This is a genomic window from Paraburkholderia caballeronis, assembly GCF_900104845.1.
Taxonomy (GTDB): Bacteria; Pseudomonadota; Gammaproteobacteria; order Burkholderiales; family Burkholderiaceae; genus Paraburkholderia; species Paraburkholderia caballeronis.
This window is the reverse complement of sequence record NZ_FNSR01000001.1, coordinates 3550493-3571748: the sequence shown is the minus strand read 5'-3', so window position 1 is coordinate 3571748 and position 21256 is coordinate 3550493. Positions and strand designations below refer to the sequence as shown.

Here is a 21256-nt window from a genome sequence, read left to right as displayed (position 1 = left end):
TACTTTAGGAAAAAACGACCTGCGATGCGCCGAACGTGCCGCCGGCGAGCCGACAAAGAAAAAGCCCCGCCTTCGTGAGAAGGCGGGGCTTCGCAACCGTGCGCCGGCGGGGAGCCGGCGCGTGGTGCGCGATTACCGGTAGTCGGCGAGCGCGGTGCGCATCTTCTTCATTGCGCTGGCCTCGATCTGGCGGATCCGCTCGGCCGACACGCCGAACTCGTCGGCCAGTTCGTGCAGCGTCGAGCCGCCCGAACCGTCGTCGTTCACCTGCAGCCAGCGCGCCTCGATGATGCGGCGGCTGCGCGCGTCGAGCGATTCGAGTGCGTTCGCGATGCCGTCCGTCTGCAGACGGTCGTTCGCGCGCGCGGCCAGCACGGCGGTCGGCTCGCTGTGCGAATCCGCGAGCCATGCGATCGGCGCGAACGATTCTTCGCCGTCCTCGGTCTGCCCTTCGAGCGCGATGTCGCTGCCCGAAAGCCGGGTTTCCATCTCGGCGACTTCCTCGCGCTTCACGTTCAGTTCCTGCGCGAGACCGTCGATTTCTTCCGGCGTGAACGACTGCAGGCCCTGCTTGTGGCTGCGCAGGTTGAAGAACAGCTTGCGCTGCGCCTTCGTCGTCGCGACCTTCACCATGCGCCAGTTACGCAGGATGTATTCGTGGATCTCGGCCTTGATCCAGTGCATCGCATACGACACGAGCCGTACGTTCTGCTCCGGATCGAAGCGCTTCACCGCCTTCATCAGGCCGATGTTGCCTTCCTGAATCAGGTCCGCGTGCGGCAGGCCGTAGCCCAGATAATTGCGCGCAATCGACACGACGAGGCGCAGGTGCGACAGCACCAGACGCCGCGCCGAGTCGAGGTTGTTCTGTTCGCGGTATTCGGTCGCGAACTGGCGCTCCTCTTGCAGCGTCAACATCGGGATCCGGTTCACGGCCTGGATGTAGGCGTCGATGTTGCCTAGCTGGCCGGGCAGCATCGAAGCGTTCGCGAGCGCCAGTACGCCTGCCGGAGAGGCCTTGGCCGGCGACGGGCTCAGAGTGCCCGGAAGGGTCATCATACTGTTGGTCACGTAGCGAACTCCTCTGGATCTTGCAATAGTCAGACTGCGACTCCGTGGTGGATGTTAGCACTCCGCTTTTCCGAGTGCTAATACTTGGAGTGAGTAGGGGCTTACAGGTTCCGTGAAATCTATCGAAATTCTTGTTTCGATAGATTCCACGGGTCCGGGGCGGAGGGATTTCGGGGCGCGATCCGCTTTTCCACGGCTGATGTCCTGCGCAAAAGGCTCGCTAGTGCGGATTTAGTAGAATTTTTCGGCTCTCTACCGAGTGCAGGCTGAAACAAACTTCGGTGTCCGACTAGCGAAGATTGCGCCCCAAATAGCTCGTATGCACTGGCGACCTGCTGGAAATCAGACTTCCGGCTCGCTGCATGGTGCGGACGTGCGACGACGCGCCGCAATCAAACGTAGGGTCCATCCTGCCGTGCATCAATGTCGCCCTATTTAAATTGCTTTTCCGCCTGCCAGAAGGCGAGTATCAAACGGTTTCAACCTGGTATAAATTTCAGCCAGCTAAGGTGACGTTTCGCGTGCGGTACCACTTCGGCGCGTCGGCGGCCGCGATGCGGCCCGGTGCAAGGGGCTTGAGCGATGGCGGCTGCAAAGGTGATCGATGCGATTCGCGGGCTGGAGCGCGAGCGGTTTCGCGCGATGGTGGACGGCGACGGCCCATCGCTGGACATGCTGCTTTCCGACCACGTGATCTACGTCCACACGAACGGCAAGCGCGAAACCAAGCAGCAGTTCATCGACGCGATCACCGCCGGACGCCGCCGTTATCGCCAGATCGAAATCCAGTCGCAGGATGTGTTGCCGGTGGGCCGCGAAACCTGTGTCGTCAGCGGTCGCGCGCTGATCGAGATGGAGGCGAAAAGCGGCGCGCTGCTGTTCCCGATCGCCTACACGGCGATCCAGGCGCAAGAAGACGGCCACTGGCGTCTGCTCGCATGGCAGGCGACCCGCTGCGCGCTGGAATAAGGGCCGGTTTGTTCCCGGTTCCGCACGCTTGCCGGTAACGCCTCGTGAGCGTTCCGGCGATACCTCGGCGGCCGGTCGTGCCGCCGATATTGTCCTGTCGCCTGCCGCGAAAAAAACTGAATCGCTCCGTCGTCGCCCATTCAGCCAGCGACGACAGGTTCTACACACCAGCCTACGCAGCCGCGCGTCGCTCGATTTGCTGCCACGCAGCCCGGTTGACGCCACTGACCACCGCATCGACGATCGCGGTCGCCGGATCGTCGGCGACGCCGACGCCGTGCCGGATCGTTTGTTCGCCGACCCGGCAGCCGACGAACACCGCGGTGCGGCCATCGGCGGTTCGCGCACTTTCGAACGACGTGATCTCGATGGTCTCGCCCGACACACCCGCAAGCGCGGCCGCGACCGCCTGCGCATGAGCATCGGCGGTATCCGCAGCCGCCGCGGTCGCGACGTCGCGACCCTCCCAGCGCAGCCGTCCGCCGCCCGCATGCGCGACCGGGCCGGCCGTCTCGAAGTATTCGCGCGCGAACAGTTCGCAGATCGCGTCGCCGGTGATCTCCACGCCGGACGTATCGGCGGCGCTCTGCACCGCATGGCTGAACTCGATCTGCACACGACGCGGCGGCGTGAAACCCATGCCGCGTTCGAGCAGGTACGTCGCGCCGCCCTTGCCGGACTGGCTGTTCACGCGGATCACCGCGTCGTAGCTGCGGCCGAGGTCGGCCGGATCGATCGGCAGATACGGCACTTCCCAGATCGCATCCGGCTTCTGTTGCGCGAAGCCCTTGCGGATCGCGTCCTGATGCGAGCCGGAGAACGCGGTGAACACGAGGTCGCCCGCATACGGATGACGCGGATGCACCGGCAACTGGTTGCAGCGCTCGACCATGCGGCGCACCGCATCGATGTCCGAAAAGTCGAGGCCCGGATCGATGCCCTGCGTGTAGAGGTTCATCGCGAGCGTGACGAGATCGACGTTGCCGGTGCGCTCGCCGTTGCCGAACAGGCAGCCTTCGATGCGGTCCGCGCCGGCGAGCAGCGCGAGTTCGGCCGCCGCCACCGCGGTGCCGCGATCGTTGTGCGGATGAACGGACAGCACGATGCTGTCGCGGTACGCGAGGTTGCGGTCCATCCATTCGATCTGGTCGGCGTACACGTTCGGCATCGCCGCCTCGACCGTCGCCGGCAGGTTCACGATCATCTTGTGATCGCGTGTCGGCCGCCACGTCTGCGCAACCGCGTCGCACACTTCGCGCGCGAACGAAAGCTCGGTCATGCTGAACGTTTCCGGCGAGTACTGATACGTCCACCGGGTCTGCGGCCGCGCGTCCGCGTAAGCGCGGATCAGCCGCGTGCCTTCGACCGCGAGCGCCTTCACGTCGTCCTTCGACTGCCCGAACACGATCTTGCGGAACGACGGGCAGATCGCGTTGTACAGATGCACGATCGCGCGCGGCGCGCCTTCGAGCGCATCGAACGTGCGCGCGATCAGTTCTTCGCGCGACTGCACGAGCACTTCGATCGTCACGTCGTCGGGGATGCGCTTCTCGACGATCAGCTTGCGCACGAAATCGAAGTCGGTCTGCGAAGCCGACGGAAAGCCGACTTCGATTTCCTTGAAGCCGATCGCAACGAGCATCTCGAAGAACTCCAGCTTCTGCTCGATGCTCATCGGCTCGATCAGCGACTGGTTGCCGTCGCGCAGGTCGGTGCTCATCCAGACTGGCGCGCGCTCGACGGTGCGGGTCGGCCATCGGCGGCCGTTCAACGGGACAGCGGGGAAGGGGCGGTACTTCTCGGCGGGATTACGCAACATGGCGAGCCTCGTTCATGGTGTCGCCTGCGATGGCGGCCGTCGGCGGGCGGCTGGCCCGATGACGGCGATGCACGTTGCCGCGCCGGCCAGCGATGCGGGTGGCCGGTTGGCGCGACGCGGGGAATCCGCCGGCGAACGAGCCCGTCGCGATGGAGACGACCATCGCGGCGGACACGAACGTGACGGATGCCGATGCAGCGTGCATTTGACCCTCGCGATTCGTCCGAACGGTAAACGGACGAATACAGACGACAGAGTTGGTAAGGGGACTGCGGTTTGGGTTCGAAGCTGGGGTGCTTCGGGAACTGCTTGGGAGGACTGTGCGGCCGGATGAACCGTGGACGCGCAGCGCTACGTCAGGCTTTTACGCTAGACGTAGCGATAGGGCCGCCAGGCGGCCGGAGGTAATTCGGAGGGTGTTCGGGAGGGAACGCATTCGGCGAATTTATGCCAGGTCGGCGGGGCCTGTCAACAGGCGACGCATGGTTTTTGAGCCGGCGCGTGCCCGCCACTGTGGCCAGAGGCCGCCCGCATCAGCGTTTCGCGGTGATCGACGTGATCGTTTCCACCTGACGCGCGATCGCGCCCGGCACCGGGGCGTCGCCGCGCAGCACGGCGTCGATCCATGCGGCGGTCGTCGGGGCGTCGCGGCCTTCCGGCAGATCGACTTCCGGCGCGTCCGGCGACGAGCGTTCCGGTTCGACGAGCGTTTCGCAGACGCCGTCGTGCAGCCAGTCCACCTGCACCTGGCGGCGCGTGTCGGCGACCGCTTCGCCTTCGGTCCCGCGCGCGAGCAGCGCGCCGCCGACGGCGGCGTCCGGATGCGCGACGAACAGCGCGCTCAGGCTGTCGCGATACGGCGGATGCGTGTAGTTCACGAGCCGCAGGCCCGGCTCAGCGAACGGCTGGAGCAGCTTCACGAGCGTATGCGTCGAGTTGCGCACGCCCATCCGCCGCCGCAGCGACAGCAACCGCGCGAGTTTCGGCGCGAGCACGTCGATCGGCGCGAACGACACGCGGCGGCTCGCAAGCTGCGCTTGCGCTTCGTCGTGATCGTGTGCCGCGGGCAGGTTCAGCGCATCGAAGATCTCCGCACTGGTCACGCGGCCGGGATCGGTGCTGACGCCGTGCACGAGCACCGGCACGCCTTCGCGCGCGAGCAGCAGCGCGAGCAGCGGCACGAGATTCGGCTGCTTGCGCGCGCCGTTGTAGCTCGGGATCGACACCGCGCGATGCGCGCCTGCCGGCGTGCGCAGCGGCGCGAACGACGCGTGCGCGGCCGCGAGCATCGCGGCCAGTTCGTCGGCGGTCTCGCCTTTCAGGCGGTACGCGAGCAGCACCGCGCCGAGTTCGAGGTCCGCGACGCGGCCGTCGAGCATCGCCGCATACAGCGCGTGCGTATCTTCGGGCGACAACGCGCGCGCGCCGTTCGGCCCGCGGCCGATCTCCTTGATGAAACGGGCGCAGGAAAAGGTGTCGCGGGTATCGGGGGCGGTCATTGCGGGTAGTGGGCGAGGCCGGCTGCGCGGGCGGCGGAATGCGGCGCGGCGGGCGCAGGGCCAAACGTTCGGAATCCGCGCAGTATCGCATGAGCGGCACGTCCGTTCCGGCCCGGGACGCCCCGATTCCGCTGCGCACCTTGGCCGGCGGTGCGGGTTACACTCGCAGTCTCGCCGCGCGACGCGGCCATCAACGAAGACGGAGAGCAGAATGACTTACGTATTTGATCCGGCGCCGGTCGTGTCGGTGCCGGTCGCGGGCGCCGACACGCGGTTCCCGGTTCGCCGCATCTACTGCGTCGGCCGCAACTACGAGGCGCACGCGCGCGAGATGGGCCACGATCCGGACCGCGAGCCGCCGTTCTTCTTCGCGAAGCCGGCCGATGCGATCGTCTACGTCGCGCCTGGCGAGACCGGCGATTTCCCGTATCCGTCGCAGTCGAAGAACGTGCACTTCGAGATGGAAATGGTCGCGGCGATCGGCAAGGGCGGCAAGGACATCCCGGCCGCGAGCGCGCTCGATCACGTGTACGGCTACGCGCTCGGCCTCGACATGACGCGCCGCGATCTGCAGGGCGACGCGAAGAAGCTCGGCCGTCCGTGGGATACCGGCAAGGGTTTCGACCACTCGGCGCCGATCGGCCCGATCCATCCGGTTTCGCAGGTCGGCCACATCGGCAGCGGCGCGATTTGGCTCACGGTGAACGGTGAAGAAAAGCAGCGCTCCGACATCTCGCAACTGATCTGGCCGGTCGCGGACACGATCGCGTTCCTGTCGACGCTGTTCGAACTGCAGCCGGGCGACCTGATCTACACGGGCACGCCCGAAGGCGTTGGCGCGATCGTGAAGGGCGACGTGATGCGCGGCGGCGTGGACGGCCTCGGCGAATTCGCCGTGCGCGTGGTCTGAGCGCACCGGGACGCGTCAGGATGAAGCTTTACAGCTATTTCCGCAGCTCGGCGTCGTACCGCGTGCGCATCGCGCTGAACCTGAAGAACCTGCCGTACGAGTACGTGCCGGTGCATTTGCTGCGCGACGGCGGCGAGCAGTTGAAGCCCGAATACCGGTGCGTGCATCCGGACGGCATCGTGCCGGCGCTGGTCGAAGACGGGCAGCCCGCCATCCAGCAGTCGCTCGCGATCATCGAGTATCTGGAAGAGACGCATCCCGAGCCGCCGCTGCTGCCGCGCTCGGCCGTCGATCGCGCGCACGCCCGGTCGATCGCGTTGCAGGTCGCGTGCGAGATCCATCCGCTCGACAACCTGCGCGTGCTGAAGTACCTGAAGCACACGATGCGCGTCGAGGACGACGCGAAGGACGCGTGGTATCGCTACTGGATCGAGCTGGGCTTTTCGACGCTCGAAACGCGGCTGGCGGCCGACCCGCGCACCGGCGCGCTGTGCGTCGGCGACACGCCGACGATCGCCGACCTGTGCCTGATCCCGCAGATCTTCAACGCGAACCGCTTCAAGATCGACACCACGCGCTACCCGACGCTGCAACGCATCTACGACCATGCGATGCAGATCGACGCGTTCGCGCAAGCGGCGCCCGGCGAGCAGCCGGATTCGGAGTGAGCGCAGCCGCGTTGGCGGCCATCCGGAAGTGAAAAGAACAAAGGGCGCCGCAAGGCGCCCTTTGTTCTTTGACGAGCGTCGCGACCGGCGGCGCTCAGTTGCCGAGCAGCGCGTCCGAGAATTCCTCCGCGCTGAACGGCTGCAGATCCTCGACTTTCTCGCCGACGCCGATGAAGTACACCGGCACCGGCCGCTGCCGCGCGATCGCCGCGAGAATCCCGCCCTTCGCGGTGCCGTCGAGCTTCGTGACGATCAGGCCGGTCAGGCCGAGCGCGTCGTCGAACGCCTTCACCTGCGCGAGCGCGTTCTGGCCGGTGTTCGCGTCGATCACGAGCAGCACCTCGTGCGGCGCGCCGTCGAGCGCCTTGCCGATCACGCGCTTCACCTTGCGCAGTTCTTCCATCAGATGCAGCTGCGTCGGCAGACGGCCGGCCGTGTCGGCCATCAGCACGTCGATGCCGCGCGCGCGCGCTGCACCGACCGCGTCGAAGATCACCGCGGCCGGGTCGCCGCTTTCCTGCGACACGACGGTCACGTTGTTGCGTTCGCCCCAGATCGCGAGCTGCTCGCGCGCGGCCGCGCGGAACGTGTCGCCGGCCGCGAGCAGCACCGACTGGTCGAAGCGTTGCAGATGCTTCGCGAGCTTGCCGATGCTCGTCGTCTTGCCCGCGCCGTTGACGCCCGCGATCATCATCACGAGCGGTTGCGCGCGACCGAGCATCAGCGACTTTTCGAGCGGTTTCAGCAGGTCGATCAGCAGCGTGCGCAGCGCGACCTTCACCTGCTGCGCGTCGGTCAAGCGCTCGGCGCGCACCTTCGCGCGTAGCGCGTCGAGCAGGTACTCGGTCGCGTCGACGCCCGCGTCGGACATCAGCAGCGCGGTTTCCAGTTCCTCGTACAGATCGTCGTCGATCTTTGCGTTGACGAAGATGCTCGTGATGTTCGAGCTGGTCTTCGACAGACCCGACTTCAGGCGCGCGAGCCACGATTTTTTCGCGGCGGGCTCCGGCGCGGGCGGCGGGACGATTTCGACGGTTTCGACCGTGTCGGCTGTCGCGCTTTCGGCGGCGCGCGGTTGCGGGGCCGTAGCGGCGGCCATCGTTGCCGGGGCAGGCGCGGGGCGAGCCGGCGCCTGCTGCGGCGCTGGAACGGGCGGCGCGGCGCTAACCGGCTGTGACGGCGCGTGAGCGGAGGGCGGTGCGGGCTGCGGTTCCACTGTCTGCGGCGCGGCCGGAGCCACTGGCGCGGGCTCGACAGCCGGCTGGCGAGCTTCGGGAACGGCTACAGGCGTTTCCGCCTCGACGGCCGGCGCGATGGGCTGAACCGGCACGGGCGATTCGATAACCGGTGCGGCTTCAGGAGCGGTCGGGGAGGTCCCGGCGGCCGGCGCAGCGGCCCCGGTTGAAGTCGGCGCAGCCGGCTCGACCGCAGGCGCGGCTTCGGACTGCGCGTCGGGCGCTTCGGTTTCCGGCACTGCGGCGGCTTCTGCCGGCGCGTTGTCGGACGACTTCGAACCCCGGAATCGTTTGAAGAAACTGAACATGATCTGGCGTGGTGGACGCGCGCTGCGTTCCGGCCGGAGAGGGCGGCGGCGCCGCGACGGCGGCTGCAACGAGCGGAAAACACGGCATTTTATCAGGCGACCCACCCATCGTCGTTGCGTTCGGCGGGCGGCGGCTCCGCAACGCTGTGGTAACGTTCGCGCATCGGGCCAGCCGGCGGCGCCCCGCCGCATCCGACGGCGAATGGTCAAGCCGGCGCGGCCCTCACCGTTGCCGTCAAGCAGAAACCGCATGTCCCGACCTTCTTCCCCGCGCCCGCGTGGCGCCCAGCCCGCGCCGTCCGGCCGCGGCGGGGCCGCGCACACGATCCGCATCATCGGCGGCGACTGGAAGCGCACGCCGCTTCCGGTGCTCGATCTCGACGGGCTGCGCCCGACGCCCGACCGCGTCCGCGAGACGCTGTTCAACTGGCTCGGCCAGCGGCTCGACGGCCAGCGTTGTCTCGACCTGTTCGCGGGCAGCGGCGCGCTCGGTTTCGAGGCGGCGTCGCGCGGCGCCGCGCGCGTCGTGATGGTCGAGCGCAGCCCGCGCGCGGCCGCGCAACTGCGCGCGAACCAGGCGCGGCTCGACGCGCGCGCGATCGAGATCGCGGAGGCGGACGCGCTGCGGCTCGCGGCCGGCCTCGCTCCCGGCTCGTTCGACGTCGTGTTCCTCGATCCGCCATTCGGCGACGCCGACACGCTCGCCCGCGCGCTCGCGCTCGCCGTGCCGCTGGTGGCCGCCGACGGCTACCTGTACGTCGAGTCGGGCAGCACGCTCGATCCGTCCGCCGAGCCGGCGCTCGCGGGCTGGGCGGTCGTCCGCGAAGGCAAGGCGGGGGCGGTCCGCTATCATTTGCTGCACCGCGAAAATGAGGAATAATGCGCGTTCGATAACAAGCGCCGGACGGGCCGCCGTCACGGCAGCAACCCGGGCAGCGCCGCACGCGCGGCGGGCTCCGGTCCATTTCCGTTGAGAGGAGAAGCCTCATGGTAGTCGCCGTATACCCGGGTACTTTCGACCCGCTGACGCGCGGTCACGAAGACCTCGTGCGGCGCGCGTCGAGCATTTTCGACACGCTTGTGGTCGGGGTCGCCGACAGCCGCAACAAGAAGCCGTTCTTCTCGCTCGACGAACGCCTCGACATCGCGCACGAGGTGCTCGGTCATTATCCGAACGTGCAGGTGATGAGCTTCAAGGGGCTATTGAAGGATTTCGTCCGCAGCAACAACGCGCGGGTGATCGTACGCGGCCTGCGCGCGGTGTCCGACTTCGAGTATGAGTTCCAGATGGCGGGGATGAACCGTTATCTGCTGCCCGACGTCGAGACGATGTTCATGACGCCGTCCGACCAGTACCAGTTCATCTCGGGCACGATCGTGCGCGAGATCGCGCAACTGGGCGGCGACGTCAGCAAGTTCGTGTTCCCGTCCGTCGAAAAGCGCTTGAGGGACAAGGTGTCCGCGCTCGGCGACCCGCTCGTGAAGTCCTGAGCGGTCGGGCGAACCGGCGTAAACTAGAGGGTCTGGCAATCTGTGCGCCGGCGTTCGCGCCGGCATGAAGTGAGAAAAGCATGGCCCTGATGATTACCGACGAGTGCATTAACTGCGACGTCTGCGAGCCCGAATGCCCGAACGATGCGATTTCGATGGGCACGGAAATCTACGTGATCGACCCGAACAAGTGCACCGAATGCGTCGGCCATTTCGACGAGCCGCAGTGCCAGCAGGTGTGTCCGGTCGAGTGCATTCCGCGCGATCCGCAGCATTCGGAGTCGCCTGAGCAGTTGATGCGCAAGTATCACGCGCTGATGGCGGCGAAGGGCGCGTGAGCGGGTTTGCCGGCGCCGCGCCGGGATTCTTCGGTTTCGATGTGAAAAACGCGCCATTCGGCGCGTTTTGTTTTTTCGGCGTACCGCGTGTCGGGCACGTCAGCCGCGTTTTCCGCCGACGATCGCGCTCAACGCATCGACGAGCGTGTCGCATTCCGCGTCCGTGCCGACCGTGATCCGCAGATGCTGGTTCACGCGCGGCGCGTTGAAGTAGCGCACGAAAATCTCCTGCTCGCGAAGCCGCGCGGCAAGCGCCGCCGCGTCGTGGCCAGGATGGCGCGCGAACACGAAGTTCGCGGCGGACGGCACCACGTCGAAGCCGAGCGCCGCGAGCGCCGCGGTCAGCCTCGCGCGGCTCGCGATCACGCGTTCGCGCATCGTGCGCAACCATGCGCCGTCCTCGTAGGCGGCCGTCGCGGCGACCTGCGCGAGACGATCGAGCGGATACGAGTTGAAGCTGTCCTTCACGCGATTCAGCGCGTCGATCAGATCGGCGTGGCCGAACGCGAAGCCGACGCGCATCCCCGCCAGCGAGCGCGACTTCGACGTCGTATGCACGACCAGCAGGTTCGGATAACGATTGATCAGCGCGACCGCGGATTCCGCGCCGAAATCGACATACGCCTCGTCGATCACGACGACTGACTCCGTGTTGCGCGCGAGAAGCCGCTCGATCTCCGCGAGCGGCAGCGCATGGCCGGTCGGCGCGTTCGGATTCGGGAACAGCACGCCGCCGTTCGGCTGGGCGTAGTCGTCGATGTCGATCGCGAACGCGTCGTCGAGCGGCACGGTCGTGTAGCGGACGTCGTAGAGCCGCGCGTAGGTCGGATAAAAGCTGTACGTGATGTCCGGGAACAGGATCGGCAGGTCGTGCTTCAGCAGCGCCTGGAACGTGTGCGCGAGCACTTCGTCGGAGCCGTTGCCGACGAACACCTGGTCCGCGCGAATCCCGTGATGCGCGGCGACCGCTTCGCGCAGACGGCGCGCGGTCGGGTCCGGATAACGGCGCAGCGCCTCGCCGTCGTCGCCGAGTTCGCGGCGGATCGCGTCGACGACGTGCGGCGACGGCGGATACGGATTCTCGTTGGTGTTGAGCTTGACCGGCCGCGCGAGCGCGGGCTGTTCGCCCGGCACGTAAGGCACCAGCCGGTGGACGATGTCACTCCAGTAACGGCTCAAGAGACTCTCCTCAATGCGGCCGCCCGCGTTGGCGCGCGACGGCAGGTATCACGCACGTGTCGCACACGTATTGCGCGACGCGTTGGTCAGTTCCGATGCAACTGCATCATCGCGCGTTCAAGCTCGCCCTTCACGACGAGCGGCATTACCGCGAGCGCGCGTTCGATCGACGCGTCGATCACGTCCTGCTCTTCCCGGCGCGGCGGCTTCAGCACGAAGTTCGCGACGTCCGGCTTCGCGCCGGCTCGCGCGCTCTCCGGGATCAGGTCGCGCGGATGGCCGATCCCGATCCGCAGCCGCCAGTACTGCTGCGTCGACAGATGCGCGGAGATGTCCTTCAGTCCGTTGTGGCCGCCGCTGCCGCCGCCGAGCTTCAGCTTCACGGTGCCGGGCGGCAGGTCGAGTTCGTCGTGCGCGACGAGGATCTCGTCGGGCAGGATCTTGAAGAAATGCGCGAGCGCGACGACCGACTGGCCCGAGCGGTTCATGTACGTCTGCGGTTCCAGCAGATGCACTTCCTCGCCGAACAGGCGGGCCTTCGCGTAGTGGCCGTGAAAGCGCCGCTCGTCGCGCAGCGTCGTGCCGGCTTCGCGCGCGAGCTGGTCCACGAGCCAGAAGCCGGCGTTGTGGCGCGTCGCGGTGTATTCGGCGCCCGGATTTCCGAGTCCGACGATCAGCCTGATCATGGCGTTCTTCCGGCCGTCGCGCAGCGATGCGCGGAGTGGCCCAAAAAAGTACGAAAAAAAACCCGCCGGGGTTACCGCGGCGGGTCACGTCGTCCGTTTCAGCGAAACGGATCGAGAGGATAGAGCGATATCGCCGCAGCTTACTCGGCTGCTGCTTCGTCTTCGCCAGCCGCCACGGCGCCGGCCGGCACGGTGGCCGACGCGATGACCGGGTTTTCGGCTTCGACGTGCGCGATCAGCGAGACGCCGGCCGGCAGCGCGATGTCCTTCGCGTGCAGCGATTGACCCGCTTCGATCTTCGCCAGATCGACTTCGAGGAACTCAGGCAGCGAGCCCGGCAGGCACGCGACTTCGATTTCGTTCACGACGTGCGAGATGATCGCGCTCGACAGCTTCACGGCCGGGTTGCTTTCCTGGTTCATGAAGTGCAGCGGCACCTTCGTGTGGATCGGCTTGTTCGGATCGACGCGCTGGAAGTCCACGTGCAGCACGAGTTGACGGAACGGGTGGTATTGCACGTCGCGCAGCAGCACTTGCTGCGACTTGCCGCCGACTTCGAGTTCGAGGATCGACGAGTGGAAAACTTCCTTCTTCAGGGCGTGCCACAGCGCGTTGTGATCGAGTTCGATCAGTTGCGGCTCGGCACCGACACCGTACACGATCGCCGGCGTCTTGCCGGCGTTGCGCAGGCGGCGGCTCGCACCCGTACCTTGCAGGTTACGCTCGAAAGCGACTACTTTCATGTTGTTTCTCCAATGCACTACCCGCGACCAGGTAGTAAAACGGGGCCTTGGCGACAAGCGCGTCAGGCCCCAGAACAAGCAGCGCGAACCTTCGTTCGCTCGCGCCGATTACACGCGGGGCGCGGCGCCGTTACTGGCTGCCGCGCCCCGCGCCAATGCTTTAGCTCTCCGCGAAGAGCGACATCACCGAGTCGCCGCGACGGATACGCGAGAACGTCTCCGCGAGCAGGCCGGCGCTCGACAGCGAGCGGATCTTCGGGCAGGCGCGCGCTTCCGCGCCGAGCGGGATCGTGTCGGTGACGACGAGTTCGTCGAGCGACGACGCCGCGATGCGCTCGGCGGCTCCGCCGGACAGCACCGGGTGCGTCGCATACGCGAACACCTGCTTCGCGCCGCGCTCCTTCAGCACCTGGGCTGCCTTGCACAGCGTGCCGGCGGTGTCGACCATGTCGTCCATGATCACGCAGGTGCGGCCTTCGACTTCACCGATGATGTTCATCACCTCGGCGACGTTCGCCTTCGGGCGACGCTTGTCGATGATCGCGAGATCGCAGTTCAGCTGCTTGGCGAGCGCACGGGCGCGGACCACGCCGCCGACGTCCGGCGACACGACCAGCAGGTTGTCGTGGTTCTGCTTGCGCAGGTCGCCGAGCAACACCGGCGTCGCGTAGATGTTGTCGACCGGGATGTCGAAGAAGCCCTGAATCTGGTCGGCGTGCAGATCCATCGTGATGATCCGTTCGACGCCGGCGATTTCCAGCATGTTCGCGACGACCTTCGCCGAGATCGCGACGCGCGCGGAACGCGGACGGCGATCCTGGCGCGCATAACCGAAATACGGGATGGCTGCGGTGATCCGGCCGGCGGATGCGCGCTTCAGCGCATCGACCATGATCATCAGTTCCATCAGGTTGTCGTTCGTCGGCGCGCAGGTGGATTGCAGAACGAAGACGTCCTTGCCGCGCACGTTTTCCTGGATTTCGACCTGGATCTCGCCGTCGGAGAAACGGCTGACCATTGCCTTGCCAAGGGGGATACCGAGGATCTTGACGACTTCCTGAGCAAGCGCGGGATTTGCGTTGCCAGTAAAAACCATCAGGCCGTCATGGCTGCTCATCATGCACCTGCTTCGGGCTGGGGGCGGAGGAACTACGAGAATTTTTGGCAGGGGAGGAAGGACTCGAACCCTCGAATGCCGGAATCAAAATCCGGTGCCTTAACCAACTTGGCGACTCCCCTACACTTAACTTTGTGCTTCACCGGATGGGTAGGACCATCCCATGATGCAAAACCTAAGCCGCGAAAGCGAAGAGTGGATGCGTATCCAGGCTCGTCGCTACTGCGCTTCTCCAGTCGCCTGGCAGACGGGCCTGAGCGGCTTCTGCTTCAGCGAGGCTGGCAAACGCGGCAAAAACGCTTGCACCCGATCCGGTCATCCGCGCGGGGGCGACAGTATCGAACCACTGCAGCACCTGCGCAACTTCCGCGTATTTTCCCGCGACAACCTGCTGCATGTCATTCCGGCCGAAACTGTCTGGCCATCCTGCCGTCTGCGTTGCTTGCTGTGCAAGAAAGACCGCCATTGTGACGACCTCTGTGTCCCTTGTCAACGACTTCTCTGAAAAAATTTCAGCGGTAGGAACATGAACGCGCGGCGTCACGACGAGAAAATAACGCCGCGGCAATTGTACCGTTTCAAGCGCCTCTCCAACACCCTCCGCAAACGCATTTTTCCCGAACACGAAGAACGGCACATCCGCGCCCAGCTTCAATGCGAGCGCCTGCAATTCGGTGCGCGGAAGGTCGAGCTTCCATAGCCGGTTCAAGGCGAGCAGCGTCGTCGCCGCATCGGAGCTGCCGCCGCCGAGGCCCGCACCCATCGGCAGACGCTTGTCGATGTCGATCTCGACGCCCTGGCTCGTGCCGGTATGCTGCTTCAGCAGCGTCGCTGCGCGAACGGTGAGGTCGTGTTCGGCAGGCACGCCGGCCACGTCGGTCCGGCGCGTGACGAGGCCGTCGTCGCGACGCGCGAAGTGCAGCGTGTCGCCCCAGTCGAGCAGCTGAAACACGGTTTGCAGGTCGTGATAGCCGTCCGGCCGGCGACCGGTGATGTGCAGGAACAGATTCAGTTTCGCCGGTGCGAGGCAGTCGCGCAGCGAGTCTTCGGTTTCGATCATGGGTCGTTCGCGTGCGTCGGGTTACTGGTCGAGCACGAGCTTGATTTCGAGCGGTGGATCTTCGCGGGTCAGGTTCACGCGCTTCACGCCGGTGGCCGGCGCGTCCGCGTACGCGAGATAGTCGATCGTCCAGCCATCCTGACGGATCTGCGCGAGGCGCGACGCATCCTGCTGGTCGGCGGTCGTCTGCGCGCGCGAGGTGGGCGCGACCGACGGCTGCAGCCAGTAGCGCAGGCCTTCGACCGGCAGCGCGAAGCCGAGCGAACTCTGCATCAGCGTCGATACGTTGTCGGCGGTCAGCGGCTGGCGGTTCGGCAGTTCGAGCGTCGCCTGCGCCGGCGACGACGTGACGATCGCGAGCGTCTGCCCGAGCGGGTTGCGTAGTTCGAGCGCGACGGTCGAGCCGTTCTCGCGCCAGTCGAAGTTGCCGTATGCGTTGCGTTGCTGGCCGTACTGATCGACGTACTGGACCGCGAAGCGGCCGTGATACGCGCGGCTCGTCTGCGTGGTCAGCGACGTTGTCGCGTTCGACGTCGACGGCTGGCGCGGCGGCGGGCTCGCGCAGCCCGCGAGCGCGACGAGCGCGGCGACGGCCGCGCCGAGCGCGGAGCGCCGCAGATTGCGGCCCGCGCGGGTGCGACGATTCGGGGAGACGGACGTGAAGCGGGGAGCGAAGCGGAAATCGGGCATCAGAGATCGTTCACCTGAAAGCGCCTGAGCGTTTTCACGAGCGTGTCGTTGTCGGGTTCGAGCTTGTGCGCCTCGCGCCACGCGGCGCGTGCGCCGTCCTGGTCGCCGTTCTTCCACAGCACTTCGCCGAGATGCGCGCCGATCTCCGCGTTCGGCTGCAGCGTGAACGCCTTGCGCAGCAGCTTGATCGCATCGGGTGTATCGCCGAGCCGGTATTTGACCCAGCCGACGCTGTCCATGATGAACGCGTCGTCCGGCGCGAGCGACGACGCCTTTTCGATCAGCTTGTCCGCTTCGTCGAGACGCAAGCCGCGATCGGCGAGCGAATAACCGAGTGCGTTGTACGCCTGCGGGTTATCCGGCTGTGCGCGAATCAGCTTGCGCAACTGCTGTTCCATCACGTCGTAGTGATCGTTCTTCTCGGCGGCCATCGCGTAGTCGTACGCGAGATCGGCGTCGTCGGGGAAGTCGCTCGTCGCCTTCGCGAGACGCGCTTCCGCTTCCGGATAGCGCCGCGCATCGAACAGGATCGCGGCGTCGGTGCGCGCGATCAGCGCCTGGTCGCGCGGATCCGCAGCCTGGAGGCCGGCGAGCAGCTTGCGCGCGTCGTCGGTCTTGCCCTGCTTGTCGAGCAGTTGCGCGCGCGTGATCTGCGCGGGGATGTATTGCTGGCTGGTCGGGCCGATATGGTCGAGCCAGCTGTTCGCGCCGGCCGTATCCTGGCGCTCGGCCGCGATCTGCGCGAGGTAGATGTATGCCTGGCCGGGATCGGCGCCGGGCGTCTTTTCGGCCTGCTGCGCATATTGCGCCAGGTACTTCTGCGCGGCATCGAACTTCTTCTGCTGCACGTTGATCAGCGCGAGCGCCATCAGCGGCATCAGATCGCTGCCGTTTTCCTTGCGCATGATTTCGAACTGCTTCTGCGCGTCGTCGAGGCGGTCCGCCGCGAGATACGTCTGCGCGAGCGCGAGCCGGCCTTCATGCGATTTGGGATTCTGCTGCACGTACTTCTCGATCGACGCGATCCCTTCGTTGCGTTCTTCCGGCCCCATCTGCGACAGCATCAGCGCGGCGGCCAGGTAATCGGGCTTGATCGAGAGCGCCTGTTCGAACGACTTGCGCGCGCCCGGCACATCGTCGGCGAGCAGTTGCTGACGGCCGATCGCGAGCTGCGCTTCGGGACGATCCATGTCGCCCTTCAGCAGATCCTTCAGCACGTTGAGCCCGCCGACGCGGTTCGGCCCGCGCGACAGCAGCAATTGCAGCGACAGCAGCGCGGCGCCGCGATTCTCGGCGGGCACGCGAGCGAGTTCGCGCGCGAGCAGCGGTTGCGCGTCGTCCGGGCGTCCGGCCAGCACGAGCAGCGACGCGTCGAGCTGCGACGCGCGCTCCGAATCCGGCGCATATTGCTGCCACAACTGCACCGCGTTCAGCGCATCGGACGGACTCTGCGCAGCGAGCGCGATTTCGGTGGCGCGCTGCGCCATCCGCGGATCGTGCGTGTCGCGCGTGAGCGCCATGTAGGTCTGGTAGGCGGGAGCCGGCTGATCGCGTTGCAGCGCGACTTCGGCCGCGAGCACCTGGAACACGATCTGGCTCGACAGCGGCACCGTCGGCAGATCCTTCTTCTCGTCCGCGGTCGCGGCGCCGAGCACGTCCGGCATCGACACGGACGTATCGTCGGTGTCCGGGGACGGATCCTGTGCGTATGCGCTCGACGCGGTGAGCGCCCAGGCTGCCACGACGGCCGCGGCGATCAGGCGACGGGCGCCGGAGCCCGGCATGCGCGGCGCCGCCGAGCGGCGCTTCGCCAACAGCTTTACGTAAGACAGTTCCATGGAATTCCGTCGAATGTTTCGGTCGATTGTAACGCGCTCGCTACAATAAGCGCACGACGACCACGCAAGTTACAGACCAACCGTTAGATATGCCAGAGCTGCCAGAAGTTGAGGTCACGCGCCGCGGAATCGAGCCGTGGGTCGCGGGCCGCCGCGTCGAGCGCGTGGACGTGCGCACCCCCGCGCTGCGCTGGCCGGTCCCGGCCGGTTTCGCGCAGGTATTGCAGGGGCGGACGATCCGCAGCGTCGGACGACGCGGCAAATATCTGCTGTTCGAAGTCGATGACGGCTGGTTCATCGTCCACCTTGGGATGACGGGAACATTGCGCGTGCTGCGCAACCTGCCGAAGCTGCCGAAGGCCGCGAAGCACGATCACGTGGACTGGATCTTCGACGAGTTCATATTGCGCTATCGCGACCCGCGGCGCTTCGGCGCCGTGCTGTGGCATCCGCGCGAGGCGGGCGACGTGCTCGGGCATCCGCTGCTCGCGAGCCTCGGCATCGAGCCGTTCACGCAGGGGTTTTCCGGTGCGCTGCTGTTTCGCCGGACGCGCGGGCGCAAGGTATCCGTCAAGCAGGCGCTGCTCGCGGGCGACATCGTCGTCGGGGTCGGCAACATCTATGCGTCCGAGAGTCTGTTCCGCGCGGGCATCCGGCCGACCACCGCGGCGGGCCGGGTTTCGCTCGCGCGTTACGAACTGCTTGCGGACGCGGTGCGCGCGGTGCTCGCATCGGCGATCGAGAAGGGCGGCAGCACGCTGCGCGACTTCGTCGGCAGCGACGGCGAGAGCGGTTATTTCCAGCTCGAATATTTCGTCTACGATCGCGCGGGCGAGCCGTGCCGCGTGTGCGGCACGCCGATCAAACAGATCGTCCAGGGCCAGCGGTCCACCTACTACTGTCCGCATTGCCAGCGGTGAGCCGGTTTTCTTCATGTCCTCAGAAACTTCCCTTGCTTCGCCGCTGCACGCGGAATTCGCCGCACGCCTGATCGCGTGGCAGCGCCAGCACGGCCGCCACGACCTGCCGTGGCAGAACACGCGCGACCCGTATCGCATCTGGCTCTCCGAGATCATGTTGCAGCAGACCCAGGTCGCGACGGTGATTCCGTACTATGCGCGTTTTCTCGATCGCTTTCCGACGGTCGGCGCACTCGCGGCCGCGCCGCTCGACGACGTGATGGCGCTGTGGGCCGGCCTCGGTTATTACTCGCGCGCGCGCAACCTGCACCGCTGCGCGCAGGTCGTCGCAGATGAGCATGGCGGCGCGTTTCCGGCGTCGGTCGATGCGCTGGCCGAACTGCCCGGCATCGGGCGTTCGACCGCGGCCGCGATCGCGTCGTTCGCGTTCGGCGCGCGCGCGACGATTCTCGACGGCAACGTGAAGCGCGTGCTCGCGCGCGTGTTCGGGATCGACGGATTTCCCGGCGAAAAGCGCGTCGAGAACGCGATGTGGGTGCTCGCGGAATCGCTGGTGCCGGGCGCCCATGCGAGCGACGCGGACGTGAGCGCCTACACGCAGGGTTTGATGGACCTCGGGGCGACGCTGTGCGTGCGCGGCAAGCCCGATTGCGTGCGTTGTCCGTTCGCGGACGACTGCGTCGCGAACACGACCGGCCGGCAGCGCGAACTGCCGGCTTCGCGTCCGAAGAAGGCGGTGCCGACGCGGCGCACGTGGATGCTGGTGCTGCTCGACGGCGACGCGGTGATGCTGGAGAAGCGGCCGCCGACCGGCATCTGGGGCGGCCTGTGGAGCCTGCCGGAAGCGCCGGACGAAGTCGCGCTCGGTGTCCGCGCGCGGGCGTTCGGCGCGAACGGCGCGGTGTCGCCGCTTGCGCCTTTGAGCCATACGTTTACGCATTTCCGGCTCGACATCGAGCCGCGCGTGATCGAGCTGAACGGCAAGGGGGCGCAACCGGCAGCGGTCGCACTGGACGCGCAGGACGCCCAGACTGCATGGGTCGCGTTGAGCGGGATCGACGCGTTCGGCGTGCCCGCGCCGGTGCGCAAGCTGCTCGACGGATTGAGAGGTTCGCTGCTCTAAGCGTTGCTGTCGGCTCTGCGCATCACAACAGCTGATGCTGCTGCATGTAGTGATGGACGACGTCGATGCGCGCGCCGGCGTCCGGCAGTTCCATCAGCTTCTGACGCGCGCGCAGCGGGATCGGCAGCACTTCCGCAAGACGGTTCGACACCCATGACGGATCGTCGAACCTGAACGGCTCCGCGAACGGCACGCTCGACGCGTCGCGCTCGCGGATCGTCGCGATGATCCGTTCGAGCACTTCCGCGCATGCGCCGAAACGCGCGAGCCGTTCGCCGCCTTCGAGCGGAATGTCGTCGGGCAGCGGCTCGGCCATGCCGACCAGCAGTCCGTCCGGCTCGACCCGATGCGACAGCAGCCGGAACCGCCGCGTGCCATGCGCGCGGATCAGCAGCATGCCGAACGCCTCGACGTCGCACTGCTCGATCTCCGCGAGGCAACCGATGGCCTCCGGCACCGCCGGGTCGTCCGGCTGCGCGACCGCCGCGCCGCTCTTCAGCATGCACACGCCGAACGGCGTTTTCTCGCGCAGGCATTCGCGCGCCATGTCCAGGTATCGCGCCTCGAAGATCTTCAGCGGCAGCAGGCCGCCTGGGAACAGCACCGTATGCAGCGGGAACAGTGGCAGATCGGCAAGCACGGCAGGAGTGGAGGACATGGCGCAACGCTTTCGGTTAAAGGCCGCGCGATGCGGCCGGTTAGGCGATTAGCCGGGACGACTCGCCGACGTCGAGCGGCGCGTCGCGGTGACGGACGATCACGTTCGATTCGGTCGCGAAGCGCGTCGCGAGCGTCTGCGCGATGTACACCGAACGATGCTGGCCGCCGGTGCAGCCGATCGCGACGGTCAGGTAGCTGCGGTTGTCCGCGTGGAAATGCGGCAGCCACTTGGCGACGAACGCGTAGATATCGTCGATCATCTGGTGGACGGTGGGCTGCGCGTTCAGGAAGTCGATCACGGGCTTGTCGAGCCCGGTCAACGGACGCAGCCGGCTGTCGTAATACGGGTTCGGCAGCGCGCGGACGTCGAACACGAAGTCCGCGTCGAGCGGCAGGCCGCGCTTGAAGCCGAACGATTCGAACGTCAGCGCGAGCGAGCCGTGCCGCTCTTCGACGAACACCTTCATCCATGCGCGCAGCGCATTCGCGCTCAGATTGCTGGTGTCGATCTTGTGACCGAATTCGGCGAGATTCGACACCAGTTCGCGCTCGTGCTCGATCGCCTCTTCGAGCGACTTCAGCATGCCGACGTCCGCATCGTGCGCGGTCGAGCCCGACAGCGGATGGCGGCGGCGCGTTTCAGAAAAGCGCTGGATCAGCGACGGCGTGCTCGCATTCAGGAACAGTACGCGCACGTCGTGCTCGCGCGACAGGTCGCGGATGATCTCCGGCATGTCGTCGAACGACGAACTGGAGCGCGCGTCGATCGCGACCGCGAGCCGCTCGTAGCCGTCGTTGGCGAGATACCCGGCGAGCTGCGGCAGAAAGCGCGGCGGCAGGTTGTCGACGCAGAAGTAGCCGACGTCTTCGAGCGCGTTCAAAGCCACGGACTTGCCGGATCCGGAGATGCCGGTGATCAGGACAATGCGCAT

The 21256-nt window shown here is 66.5% G+C and carries 22 protein-coding genes and 1 tRNA gene; 8 read left to right on the top strand and 15 right to left on the bottom strand.

Features of this window, described 5'->3' with window-relative positions; all coding sequences use genetic code 11:
* Window positions 1-132 precede the first annotated feature (132 nt).
* Window positions 133-1056 carry an RNA polymerase sigma factor RpoH gene (gene rpoH / locus BLV92_RS15930; protein WP_090547132.1) on the bottom strand — a complete coding sequence of 308 codons (924 nt, stop codon included), beginning with the start codon at window positions 1054-1056 and terminating at the stop codon, window positions 133-135.
* Between the two features lie 597 nt (window positions 1057-1653).
* Here rpoH and BLV92_RS15925 point away from each other — a divergent pair.
* Window positions 1654-2040 (top strand): nuclear transport factor 2 family protein, encoded by a 387-nt coding sequence (locus BLV92_RS15925; RefSeq protein ID WP_090546476.1) that lies wholly within the window; start codon window positions 1654-1656, stop codon window positions 2038-2040.
* Window positions 2041-2212: 172 nt separating this feature from the next.
* Here the strand turns inward: BLV92_RS15925 and leuA are convergent, their stop codons facing one another.
* From leuA to ybiB, 3 genes are all read right to left on the bottom strand, one after another.
* Window positions 2213-3859, bottom strand: a complete 1647-nt coding sequence (leuA, locus tag BLV92_RS15920; RefSeq protein WP_090546474.1) for a 2-isopropylmalate synthase — start codon at window positions 3857-3859, stop codon at window positions 2213-2215.
* Window positions 3849-4064: a hypothetical protein gene (locus BLV92_RS31590; RefSeq protein WP_134166823.1), complete on the bottom strand. Its 216-nt coding sequence runs from the start codon at window positions 4062-4064 to the stop codon at window positions 3849-3851. Before BLV92_RS31590 ends, leuA begins: the two co-directional genes overlap by 11 nt.
* 328 nt (window positions 4065-4392) lie before the next feature.
* Window positions 4393-5358: a DNA-binding protein YbiB gene (gene ybiB, locus BLV92_RS15915; RefSeq protein ID WP_090546472.1), complete on the bottom strand. Its 966-nt coding sequence runs from the start codon at window positions 5356-5358 to the stop codon at window positions 4393-4395.
* A gap of 211 nt (window positions 5359-5569) precedes the next feature.
* Here ybiB and BLV92_RS15910 point away from each other — a divergent pair, with 211 nt between their 5' ends.
* Together BLV92_RS15910 and maiA are read left to right on the top strand one after the other, a co-directional pair.
* A complete protein-coding gene (locus BLV92_RS15910) occupies window positions 5570-6268 on the top strand; it encodes a fumarylacetoacetate hydrolase family protein (RefSeq protein WP_090546470.1) in 699 nt (232 codons plus the stop codon).
* A gap of 20 nt (window positions 6269-6288) precedes the next feature.
* Complete coding sequence (maiA, locus tag BLV92_RS15905; RefSeq protein WP_090546467.1) at window positions 6289-6936, top strand: maleylacetoacetate isomerase; 648 nt, start codon at window positions 6289-6291, stop codon at window positions 6934-6936.
* A 94-nt stretch (window positions 6937-7030) separates the two neighbouring features.
* Here maiA and ftsY read toward each other — a convergent pair whose 3' ends face one another.
* The gene (ftsY, locus tag BLV92_RS15900) at window positions 7031-8479 is read right to left on the bottom strand and encodes a signal recognition particle-docking protein FtsY (protein WP_090546465.1); all 1449 of its coding nucleotides are present in this window, start codon (window positions 8477-8479) and stop codon (window positions 7031-7033) included.
* 250 nt (window positions 8480-8729) lie between these two features.
* Between ftsY and rsmD the strand changes: the two genes are divergently transcribed.
* The 3 genes from rsmD (at window position 8730) to BLV92_RS15885 (ending at window position 10308) form a co-directional block, all read left to right on the top strand.
* On the top strand, window positions 8730-9359 hold the full coding sequence (gene rsmD / locus BLV92_RS15895) for a 16S rRNA (guanine(966)-N(2))-methyltransferase RsmD (protein ID WP_090546464.1): 630 nt from the start codon (window positions 8730-8732) through the stop codon (window positions 9357-9359).
* A gap of 107 nt (window positions 9360-9466) precedes the next feature.
* Window positions 9467-9970: a pantetheine-phosphate adenylyltransferase gene (gene coaD, locus BLV92_RS15890; RefSeq protein WP_090546462.1), complete on the top strand. Its 504-nt coding sequence runs from the start codon at window positions 9467-9469 to the stop codon at window positions 9968-9970.
* A gap of 80 nt (window positions 9971-10050) precedes the next feature.
* Window positions 10051-10308 (top strand): YfhL family 4Fe-4S dicluster ferredoxin, encoded by a 258-nt coding sequence (locus BLV92_RS15885; protein WP_090546460.1) that lies wholly within the window; start codon window positions 10051-10053, stop codon window positions 10306-10308.
* 99 nt (window positions 10309-10407) lie between these two features.
* On the opposite strand, the gene hisC is transcribed toward BLV92_RS15885, so the two are convergent.
* The 8 genes from hisC to BLV92_RS15845 form a co-directional block, all read right to left on the bottom strand.
* A complete protein-coding gene (gene hisC / locus BLV92_RS15880) occupies window positions 10408-11487 on the bottom strand; it encodes a histidinol-phosphate transaminase (RefSeq protein WP_090546458.1) in 1080 nt (359 codons plus the stop codon).
* 86 nt (window positions 11488-11573) lie between these two features.
* Entirely contained in the window at window positions 11574-12173 is a 600-nt protein-coding gene (pth, locus tag BLV92_RS15875) for an aminoacyl-tRNA hydrolase (RefSeq protein ID WP_090546457.1), read from the bottom strand.
* Window positions 12174-12313: 140 nt separating this feature from the next.
* Window positions 12314-12916: a 50S ribosomal protein L25/general stress protein Ctc gene (locus BLV92_RS15870; protein WP_090546456.1), complete on the bottom strand. Its 603-nt coding sequence runs from the start codon at window positions 12914-12916 to the stop codon at window positions 12314-12316.
* A 160-nt stretch (window positions 12917-13076) separates the two neighbouring features.
* Window positions 13077-14033, bottom strand: a complete 957-nt coding sequence (locus tag BLV92_RS15865) for a ribose-phosphate pyrophosphokinase (protein WP_090547131.1) — start codon at window positions 14031-14033, stop codon at window positions 13077-13079.
* 45 nt (window positions 14034-14078) lie between these two features.
* A tRNA-Gln gene (locus BLV92_RS15860) sits at window positions 14079-14155 on the bottom strand.
* 53 nt (window positions 14156-14208) lie between these two features.
* Window positions 14209-15093 carry a 4-(cytidine 5'-diphospho)-2-C-methyl-D-erythritol kinase gene (gene ispE, locus BLV92_RS15855; RefSeq protein WP_090546454.1) on the bottom strand — a complete coding sequence of 295 codons (885 nt, stop codon included), beginning with the start codon at window positions 15091-15093 and terminating at the stop codon, window positions 14209-14211.
* Window positions 15094-15114: 21 nt separating this feature from the next.
* Window positions 15115-15783: a lipoprotein insertase outer membrane protein LolB gene (lolB, locus tag BLV92_RS15850; RefSeq protein ID WP_090546451.1), complete on the bottom strand. Its 669-nt coding sequence runs from the start codon at window positions 15781-15783 to the stop codon at window positions 15115-15117.
* A complete protein-coding gene (locus tag BLV92_RS15845; protein ID WP_090546449.1) occupies window positions 15783-17621 on the bottom strand; it encodes a tetratricopeptide repeat protein in 1839 nt (612 codons plus the stop codon). The genes lolB and BLV92_RS15845 overlap by 1 nt, the downstream gene beginning before the upstream one ends.
* A gap of 89 nt (window positions 17622-17710) precedes the next feature.
* Between BLV92_RS15845 and mutM the strand changes: the two genes are divergently transcribed.
* Both mutM and mutY read left to right on the top strand, forming a co-directional pair.
* The gene (mutM, locus tag BLV92_RS15840) at window positions 17711-18541 is read left to right on the top strand and encodes a bifunctional DNA-formamidopyrimidine glycosylase/DNA-(apurinic or apyrimidinic site) lyase (RefSeq protein ID WP_090546447.1); all 831 of its coding nucleotides are present in this window, start codon (window positions 17711-17713) and stop codon (window positions 18539-18541) included.
* 13 nt (window positions 18542-18554) lie between these two features.
* Window positions 18555-19664: an A/G-specific adenine glycosylase gene (gene mutY, locus BLV92_RS15835; RefSeq protein WP_090546445.1), complete on the top strand. Its 1110-nt coding sequence runs from the start codon at window positions 18555-18557 to the stop codon at window positions 19662-19664.
* A 22-nt stretch (window positions 19665-19686) separates the two neighbouring features.
* Here mutY and BLV92_RS15830 read toward each other — a convergent pair whose 3' ends face one another.
* Window positions 19687-20322 carry an LON peptidase substrate-binding domain-containing protein gene (locus tag BLV92_RS15830; protein WP_090546443.1) on the bottom strand — a complete coding sequence of 212 codons (636 nt, stop codon included), beginning with the start codon at window positions 20320-20322 and terminating at the stop codon, window positions 19687-19689.
* Between the two features lie 40 nt (window positions 20323-20362).
* On the bottom strand, window positions 20363-21256 hold the full coding sequence (gene rapZ, locus BLV92_RS15825; protein ID WP_090546441.1) for an RNase adapter RapZ: 894 nt from the start codon (window positions 21254-21256) through the stop codon (window positions 20363-20365).